The 245-nt window shown below is 33.1% G+C and carries 1 pseudogene; it reads right to left on the bottom strand.

Going from position 1 to position 245, the window contains the following annotated elements:
• Positions 1–3: 3 nt before the first annotated feature.
• Positions 4–245, bottom strand: a pseudogene (locus tag V6260_RS18640) (M61 family peptidase); the annotation flags it as partial.

The following is a 245-nucleotide window of genomic DNA, read 5'->3' as shown; positions in this document are numbered from 1 at the left end:
GCGCTAAAATTTAAAGCCAAACTTTGATAGTAACTCATCAAAATTAATGTTTGCAGGCGAGTCTACATTTTGTTGCCTCCAGCTTGAGTAATCTCGTCCGGTTAAATCTTTTAAAATGTTAAGCACATCTACGTCTGTAAAACATGCTGGCATTTTATGAATGTTATAAAGTGCTTTATGTACATCTCGATAACTTATCTTACCTAGGCTTTTTTCTAATAAGTCAATATCTAAAGCAAGTGAAA

Origin of the sequence: Pseudoalteromonas aliena (assembly GCF_038155085.1) — a bacterium.
GTDB classification, from domain to species: domain Bacteria; phylum Pseudomonadota; class Gammaproteobacteria; order Enterobacterales; family Alteromonadaceae; genus Pseudoalteromonas; species Pseudoalteromonas aliena_A.
This window is presented reverse-complemented; position numbering and strand designations above follow the sequence as displayed.